This is a genomic window from Halomonas sp. TH-94, from assembly GCF_057473365.1.
In genome coordinates, this window is the sequence record NZ_JBYCKL010000092.1 from 1 (window position 1) to 7,702 (window position 7,702).

At 65.2% G+C, this 7,702-nt stretch carries 8 protein-coding genes; all 8 read left to right on the forward strand.

The window, feature by feature from the left end:
- The coding region (locus tag AC2VNO_RS16605; RefSeq protein WP_486935173.1) for a MurR/RpiR family transcriptional regulator at window positions 1–516 on the forward strand (516 nt) is incomplete at its 5' end.
- 198 nt (window positions 517–714) lie between these two features.
- Window positions 715–1,548 (forward strand): bifunctional allantoicase/(S)-ureidoglycine aminohydrolase, encoded by an 834-nt coding sequence (locus tag AC2VNO_RS16610; RefSeq protein WP_486935174.1) that lies wholly within the window; start codon window positions 715–717, stop codon window positions 1,546–1,548.
- 187 nt (window positions 1,549–1,735) lie between these two features.
- On the forward strand, window positions 1,736–2,221 hold the full coding sequence (locus AC2VNO_RS16615; protein WP_486935175.1) for an ureidoglycolate lyase: 486 nt from the start codon (window positions 1,736–1,738) through the stop codon (window positions 2,219–2,221).
- Window positions 2,222–2,394: 173 nt separating this feature from the next.
- Window positions 2,395–4,170 (forward strand): glyoxylate carboligase, encoded by a 1,776-nt coding sequence (gcl, locus tag AC2VNO_RS16620; protein WP_486935176.1) that lies wholly within the window; start codon window positions 2,395–2,397, stop codon window positions 4,168–4,170.
- Between the two features lie 23 nt (window positions 4,171–4,193).
- Window positions 4,194–4,964, forward strand: a complete 771-nt coding sequence (gene hyi / locus AC2VNO_RS16625) for a hydroxypyruvate isomerase (RefSeq protein WP_486935177.1) — start codon at window positions 4,194–4,196, stop codon at window positions 4,962–4,964.
- A gap of 182 nt (window positions 4,965–5,146) precedes the next feature.
- Complete coding sequence (locus AC2VNO_RS16630; RefSeq protein WP_486935178.1) at window positions 5,147–6,031, forward strand: 2-hydroxy-3-oxopropionate reductase; 885 nt, start codon at window positions 5,147–5,149, stop codon at window positions 6,029–6,031.
- A 216-nt stretch (window positions 6,032–6,247) separates the two neighbouring features.
- Window positions 6,248–7,552, forward strand: a complete 1,305-nt coding sequence (locus AC2VNO_RS16635) for a glycerate kinase type-2 family protein (protein ID WP_486935179.1) — start codon at window positions 6,248–6,250, stop codon at window positions 7,550–7,552.
- The coding region (locus AC2VNO_RS16640; protein WP_234286721.1) for a pyruvate kinase at window positions 7,549–7,702 on the forward strand (154 nt) is incomplete at its 3' end. The genes AC2VNO_RS16635 and AC2VNO_RS16640, both read left to right, overlap by 4 nt.

Here is a 7,702-nt window from a genome sequence, read left to right on the forward strand (position 1 = left end):
ACCCTCGGTGCCATTGAGTCGCATACCTTCGAGGCGATCCTGCAGGCAATGGATCAGGCGCGACGGCTGCTGCTGGTGGGGTTTCGCAACAGCTATCCCCTGGCCATGCACTTTCGTCAGCAGCTGATTCAGGCTCGTGACGAGGTGAGCCTCGCGCCCCAGCCCAATCAGTCCCTGGCCGAGGAGCTGGTCGGTCTGGGGGCGGAGGATCTGGTGATTCTGTTCGGTTTCCGTCGACGCCCGCGATTGTTCGAGGAACTGGTGGAGACCCTCGCGGCCCTGCCCTGTCGGGTGCTGCTGATCGGGGATGGCACTGCGGCGAGCCATGCCGAGCGGACCGACTGGTGGCTGGAGTGTCCGCTGGACAGTATCTCGGCCTTCGACAGCTACGCCAGCGCCATGAGTCTTGTCAGTCTGCTGGCCAACGGTTTGCTGCACCAGCGGCTGGCCCAGGCTCGAGCCCGCATCGATGCGGTCACCGAGCTTTATCAGGGGCTGGACGAACTCTCTTCCTGATAGGGAAGGATAGACGTTGCGACCGCTTACAACCCCCGGCGGGTGGGCATGGGAGAAGGGCATGCCGGTAGCCTCTTGTGCCGTCTATGCATGAAACGAAAGTTGCTAGACACGTTACTTGTGAGACGTTAGTTTCACAAGCTATGAAATGATTTTTTGGCCTATGCCAAGGCCGATTCCGCCTATGAGGAGCCGCTCATGACCAACCGCACCTATTACGCCCCCCACGGCGGGCACCCACCCCAGACTCAACTGCTCTCCGACCGGGCGGTATTCACCGAGGCCTACGCCTTCATTCCCAAGGGCGTGATGGGCGACATCGTGACCAGCAATCTGCCGTTCTGGGAGGCAACCCGGCTGTGGGTACTGGCGCGTCCGCTCTCCGGCTTCGCCGAGACGTTTTCGCAGTACATCATGGAGGTGGGGCCGGGGGGCGGCAGCGAGAAGCCCGAGCTCGACCCCGGTGCCGAGGGCGTACTGTTCGTGGTCGAGGGCGAGATGACCCTGACCCTTGCCGGCGAGCGCCACGAGATGGCGCCGGGCGGCTACGCCTTCCTGCCGCCGGGCTGCCACTGGCAGCTGCGTAACGAGTCGAATGCGCCGGTGCGCTTCCACTGGGTGCGCAAGGCCTACGAGTACGTCGAGGGCATCGAGGTGCCGCAAGCTTTCGTGGTCAACGAGAACGACCTTGAGCCCAACCCCATGCCGGGCACCGAAGGGCGCTGGGCCACCACCCGCTTCGTCGATCCCAGCGACGTGCGTCACGACATGCACGTCAACATCGTCACCTTCCAGCCGGGCGCGGTGATCCCCTTCGACGAGACTCACGTCATGGAGCACGGCCTCTACGTGCTGGAGGGCAAGGCGGTCTACCATCTCAACCAGGACTGGGTCGAGGTCGAGGCGGGCGATTTCATGTGGCTGCGCGCCTTCTGCCCGCAGGCGTGCTACGCCGGGGGCCCGGGGCCGTTTCGCTATTTGCTGTACAAGGACGTGAACCGTCACGCGGCGCTGCGGCTGGGTACTCGCTGAGTGAGACTACGCCAGGATTGACGTTGGGCCGCGGCCTAGGGGCGCCGGGGCAGGCCGAAGAGGAGGTCTTTTGCCATGGATGGCAAAAGTAGCGCCCAGGGATGGGTTCACAGCGCCTCCTCGCAGGCCTGCCGCCGGAACAGCCCCGGAGCGCAGGCAAACTGCCGAATGAATTCGAGAGGCTACCATGCTGGAACTCAAAGCCGAGCCGCTGACGCCTGAGGCCTTCGCGCCCTTCGGTGACGTCATCGACACCCGCACGGCGGACTACTTTCACATCAATGCCGGGCGCACCCGGCGCTACCACGATCTGGCCAAGGTCGAGACCCTGGGCGAGCAGGCGAGGGCGCTGATCAGTATCTTCGTCAGCCAGCCGGTGTCGCTTCCGCTGGAGCTCGACTTCCTCGAACGCCACCCACAGGGCAGCCAGGCCTTCATGCCGCTGCACGCGGAGCGCTTCGTGATCGTGGTGGCACCCCCAGGCGACAGCATCGACCCGGGTGAGGTGCGCGCTTTCGTTACCGATGGGCGTCAGGGGGTGAACTATCGCGCCGGCACCTGGCACGCCATCCAGTCGGTGCTGGAGCGCGAAGGGGAGTTCCTGGTGGTGGATCGTGGCGGTGAGGGCAACAACTGCGACGAGCATCCGCTGGCGCTGCGCATCACGCTCTGAGCTCTCGGGAAAGAATGACCCAGGCTGCTGTTTCGGCCTGGGTTTTTTATGTTCAAATGAATTTATGAAAATATTTTCCAATATGTGTTGACGAGGTGGGTTGCGGCTTCTAATCTCGAAATACAGAAATATTTTCCAAAAACAAAATTCAGCCACCTACGGGAGGAACCGTCATGGCTCGAATGACCGCAGCAGAAGCCGCCGTTCACGTTCTCAGGAAGGAGGGCGTCGATGTCGCTTTCGGCGTCCCCGGCGCCGCGATCAACCCGTTCTACGCCGCGCTGCGCAAGATCGGCGGCATCGACCACGTGCTCGCGCGCCACGTCGAGGGCGCCTCGCACATGGCCGAGGGGTATACCCGCACCAAGGCCGGCAACATCGGCGTTTGCATCGGTACCTCAGGGCCAGCCGGCACTGACATGATCACCGGGCTCTATTCGGCCAGCGCGGACTCCATCCCGATCCTGTGCATCACCGGCCAGGCACCGCGTGCCAGGCTGCACAAGGAGGACTTCCAGGCCGTCGACATCCAGGCCATCGCCGGGCCGGTGACCAAGTGGGCCGTTACCGTTCTCGAGCCGGCCCAGGTGCCGCGTGCGTTCCAGCAGGCCTTCCAACTGATGCGCTCTTCGCGTCCCGGCCCAGTGCTGATCGACCTGCCCATCGACGTGCAGATGAGCGAGATCGAGTTCGACCCGGACACCTACGAGCCGCTGCCGGCCTACAAGCCGCGGGCCTCGCGTGCCCAGATCGAGAAGGCCATGGCCATGCTCGACGAGGCCGAACGTCCTCTGATCGTTGCCGGCGGTGGCATCATCAACGCCGATGCCAGCGCGCTGCTCCAGGAGTTCGCCGAGCTCACCGGCGTGCCGGTAATCCCCACCCTGATGGGCTGGGGCAGCATCGCCGACGACCACCCTTTGATGGCCGGCATGGTGGGGCTGCAGACCTCACACCGCTACGGCAACGCCACGCTGCTCGAGTCCGACTTCGTCATGGGAATCGGCAACCGCTGGGCAAACCGGCACACCGGTAACCTCGAGACCTATACGAAAGGCCGTAAGTTCGTCCACGTCGACATCGAACCGACCCAGATCGGACGTATCTTCGGCCCCGACTACGGCATCGTCTCCGACGCCAAGGCGGCGCTCGAGCTGTTCGTCGAGCTGGCACGCGAAAGGAAGGCGGCGGGCGCGCTCAAGCAACGCAGTGCCTGGGCCGAGTCCTGTCAGGAGCGCAAGCGCACGCTGCTGCGCAAGACCCACTTCGACGACGTGCCGGTGAAGCCGCAGCGGGTCTACGAGGAGATGAACAAGGTCTTCGGCAAAAATACCCGCTACGTGAGCACCATCGGCCTGTCACAGATCGCCGGTGCCCAATTCCTGCATGTGTACAAACCACGGCACTGGATCAACTGCGGCCAGGCCGGCCCCCTGGGCTGGACCATTCCCGCCGCGCTCGGCGTGTGCAAGGCCGATCCCGATGCGGAAGTGGTGGCGCTCTCAGGCGACTATGATTTTCAGTTCATGGTCGAGGAGCTTGCGGCGGGCGCTCAGTTCAACCTGCCTTACATTCATGTGCTGGTGAACAACTCCTACCTGGGTTTGATCCGTCAGGCCCAGCGCGGCTTCGACATGGATTACTGCGTGCAGCTCTCGTTCGAGAACATCAACTGCCCGGAGATCAACGAGTACGGCGTCGATCATGTCTCGGTGGTAGAAGGGCTCGGCTGCAAAGCGTTGCGCGTGACCCGTCCGGACGAGATCGTGCCGGCCCTGAAGGAGGCGAAAGCGCTGATGGCGAAGTACCGCGTGCCGGTGGTGGTGGAGGTGATTCTGGAGCGAGTCACCAACATCGCGATGGGCACCGACCTCGACGCCATCAACGAGTTCGAGGCGTTGGCCGACGAGGGCGCGGATGCGCCGACCTCCATTGCCCAGCTCACCTAGGAAACCGTCCCAAGGAGACAACCATGCCCAAGTTTGCCGCCAACCTCAGCATGCTCTTCACCGAGGAAGATTTTCTCGATCGCTTCAAGGCCGCCGCCGAGGCCGGCTTCAAGGGCGTCGAGTACCTCTTTCCCTACGATTACACGGCTGTCGAAATCAGGGCGCGCCTCGACGAGTACGGCCTGACCCAGGTGCTGCACAACCTGCCGGCTGGAGATTGGGGCGCCGGAGAGCGCGGCATCGCCTGCCACCCGGATCGCGTCGAGGAGTTTCGTGCCGGGGTGGAGAAGGCCATCGATTACGCCACCGTGCTCGGCTGCAAGCAGGTCAACTGCCTGGCCGGTATCCAGCCCCAGGGCGTAAGCCTGGAGCAGGCGCGCCGCACCCTGGTCGAAAACCTGCGCTATGCCGCCGAGAAGCTCGAGGCCGCCGGCATCCTGCTGCTGGCCGAGCCGATCAACACCCGCGACATTCCCGGCTTCTTCCTCAACCGCACCGAGCAGGCGCTGGCGATCTTCGATGAGGTGGGCAGCCCCAACCTCAAGCTGCAGTACGACATCTACCACATGCAGATCATGGAGGGCGATCTGGCGCCGACCATCGAGAAGCACCTGGACCGCATCGCTCACGTGCAGCTGGCCGACAACCCGGGCCGCCACGAGCCGGGCAGCGGTGAGATCAATTACCCGTTCCTGTTCGCCCATCTCGACCGGCTGGGCTACGACGGCTGGATCGGCTGCGAGTACAAGCCGGCGGCGACAACGAAAGAAGGGCTGGGCTGGCTGGATCGGTGAAACGCTGTTGCGCTCGGCATCTCGGCCGCCGGCGGTGTCGAGACGTCGAACCGTCGCAATCGTCATGAGCACCCGGTCAACTCCGGTTGCTGCGTGCCGGCGGCGGCCGACCTGCCTTCGCTCACGACACGTTTCAGAACATTTGCCAACGATCACAAAGACAAGCTGAAAGGAGAAGCATCATGAGCAAGATCGGTTTCATTGGCCTTGGCATCATGGGCCGTCCCATGGCGGGGCATCTGCTGGATGCCGGCCACGAACTCGTCACCGTCAAGCGCGGCACGCTGGACGCCACGCTGGCCGAGAAGGGCATGCGCGAGCTCGACAGCCCCCGAGCCGTTGCCGAGCAGGCCGAGGTGGTCATCACCATGGTGCCGGACACCCCCGACGTCGAGCAGGTGCTGTTCGGCGAGGGCGGTGTGAGCGAGGGGCTCAAGCCGGGCACCCTGGTCATCGACATGAGCTCCATCGCGCCCATCGCCACCCAGGGCTTCGCCAGGCGCATTCAGGAGGCTGGCGGCGAGTACGTCGATGCGCCGGTTTCCGGCGGTGAGGGTGGGGCCATCAATGCGGCCCTGACCATCATGGTCGGAGCCACCCAGGAGGGCTTCGAGCGCGCCCGGCCGATCCTCGAGGTGATGGGCAAGACCATCACTCACATCGGCGGCCACGGTGCCGGTCAGACCTGCAAGGTCGCTAACCAGATCGTCGTGGCGCTGACCATCGAAGCGGTGGCCGAGGGCTTGTTGTTCGCCTCCAAGGCGGGCGCCGACGTGGCCAAGGTGCGTGAGTCGCTGCTCGGCGGCCTGGCCCAGTCGAAGATCCTCGACGTTCACGGCGAGCGCATGATCAAGCGCACCTTCGACCCGGGCTTCAAGATCCGCCTGCACCAGAAGGACCTCAATCTGGCCCTGGAAGGGGCGCGTAGTCTCAACCTGGCACTGCCCGGCACCGCCAACGCCCAGCAGCTGTTCCAGGCCTGTGCCGCTCAAGGCGGTGAGGACTGGGACCATGCCGGCATCCTGCGGGCATTGGAAGTGATGGCAGATCATGAAATAAGTCGCTGACCCCCTGGGGGAAACGCTTGCCCCGCCAGTCGCGCAGACGGTGAGTGGGTAATGAAGTTTCCCGCCCGGCAGGTGCAGTGCCGTGCCTGCCAGCGGCCGCATCGGCGGCCCTTCTCCCGGCGGTGGGATCCCCGGCTGGACCCCGCCCGCCGCCGGGCTTTTTTCCTGTCCACCCTGCTGTTACCGTCGTTGCTATCATCCGCTCGAGGTGTGCCCATGCCCCATGAACTTCCTTCCCTGGACCCCGCGGTCGACGTAGCAGACTGGCTGCGTCGGCTCGCCGACGTGGCCGTGACCGCCGTGCATCCGGACTCTCTGGTGGCGGACCTGCTTCCCGACCCGCCGCCCGGACGCACCGTGGTGGTCGGTGCCGGCAAGGCAGCGGCTTCCATGGCATCGGCTCTCGAGCGCGCCTGGCAGGCACGCTGCCCCGATGCGCCGCTCACCGGCCTGGTGGTCACCCGCTACGGTCACGGCGAAGAGTGTCAGGTGATCGAGGTGCTCGAAGCGTCGCACCCGATGCCCGACGATCTGGGCGAGAAGGCGGCCCGGCGCATGCTCGAGGCGGTCGCGGGGCTGGGCAAGGACGATCGTGTCATCGCGCTGATTTCCGGCGGCGGCTCGGCGTTGATGACGCTGCCGGCCGAGGGCATCTCGCTTGCCGACAAGCAGGCGATCAATCGCGAACTGCTGCGCTGCGGCGCGCCGATAGGCCAGATGAATACCGTGCGCCGCCACCTCTCGGCCATCAAGGGCGGGCGCCTGGCGGTGGCGGCGCATCCCGCCCAGGTAGTGACCTGGCTGATTTCCGACATCCCCGGCGACGTGGCCACACAGATCGCTTCGGGGCCGACATTGCCCGATCGTTCGACGCCGGCCGATGCGCTGGCGGTGCTCGAGCGCTACGCCATCGAGATACCGGCCCACGTGCGCCGCCATCTGGAACAGGCCCAGGGGGCGCCATCGCCTGACGACGAAGCGTTCGAGCGCGATGACAGCGTGACCCTGGCTCGCGCCCACGACGCCCTGGAAGCCGCCAAGGCCGCGGCGGAAGCGGCCGGCGTGACGGTAAAGGTGCTGGGCGACGATCTGGAGGGTGAGGCCCGCGAACTGGGGCGGGCTCAAGCGCGTCAGGCGCTGGAGGCGCGCGACGAGATTGCCGCGCCGCTGCTGATTCTTTCCGGTGGCGAAACCAGTGTCACCGTGAAGGGGGATGGTCGCGGCGGGCGCAACGTCGAATACCTCCTGGGACTGTTCGAGGCGCTGGCAGGAGCTTCGGGGATCCACGCCCTGGCCATCGACACCGATGGCATCGATGGCTCCGAGGACAACGCCGGTGCGCTGTTCTCTCCTGACGATTGGCGGCGCGCCCGTGAGCAGGGCCTCGAACCCTCTGCTTACCTGTCACGCAACGACGCGTATACTTTCTTCCAGGCATTGGAGCGGCTCATCGTCACCGGGCCGACCCGCACCAATGTCAACGATTTCCGTGCCATCCTGGTCTTGCCGAGGACACCATGACGCTTCCGCCCCACGCTCCCATTCACGACCCCATCCGCCGCACCAAGATCGTCGCCACCCTGGGCCCGGCCAGCGACCGCGAGGGCGTGCTGGAAGCCATGATCCGCACCGGCGTCGACGTGGTGCGCCTCAACTTCTCCCACGGCAGCG

Coding starts and splice junctions, on each gene's coding strand:
- AC2VNO_RS16615 (WP_486935175.1), top strand. CDS start 1,736: ATGCTGGAACTCAAAGCCGAGCCGCTGACGCCTGAGGCCTTCGCGCCC.
- gcl (WP_486935176.1), top strand. CDS start 2,395: ATGGCTCGAATGACCGCAGCAGAAGCCGCCGTTCACGTTCTCAGGAAG.
- AC2VNO_RS16635 (WP_486935179.1), top strand. CDS start 6,248: ATGCCCCATGAACTTCCTTCCCTGGACCCCGCGGTCGACGTAGCAGAC.
- hyi (WP_486935177.1), top strand. CDS start 4,194: ATGCCCAAGTTTGCCGCCAACCTCAGCATGCTCTTCACCGAGGAAGAT.
- AC2VNO_RS16630 (WP_486935178.1), top strand. CDS start 5,147: ATGAGCAAGATCGGTTTCATTGGCCTTGGCATCATGGGCCGTCCCATG.
- AC2VNO_RS16610 (WP_486935174.1), top strand. CDS start 715: ATGACCAACCGCACCTATTACGCCCCCCACGGCGGGCACCCACCCCAG.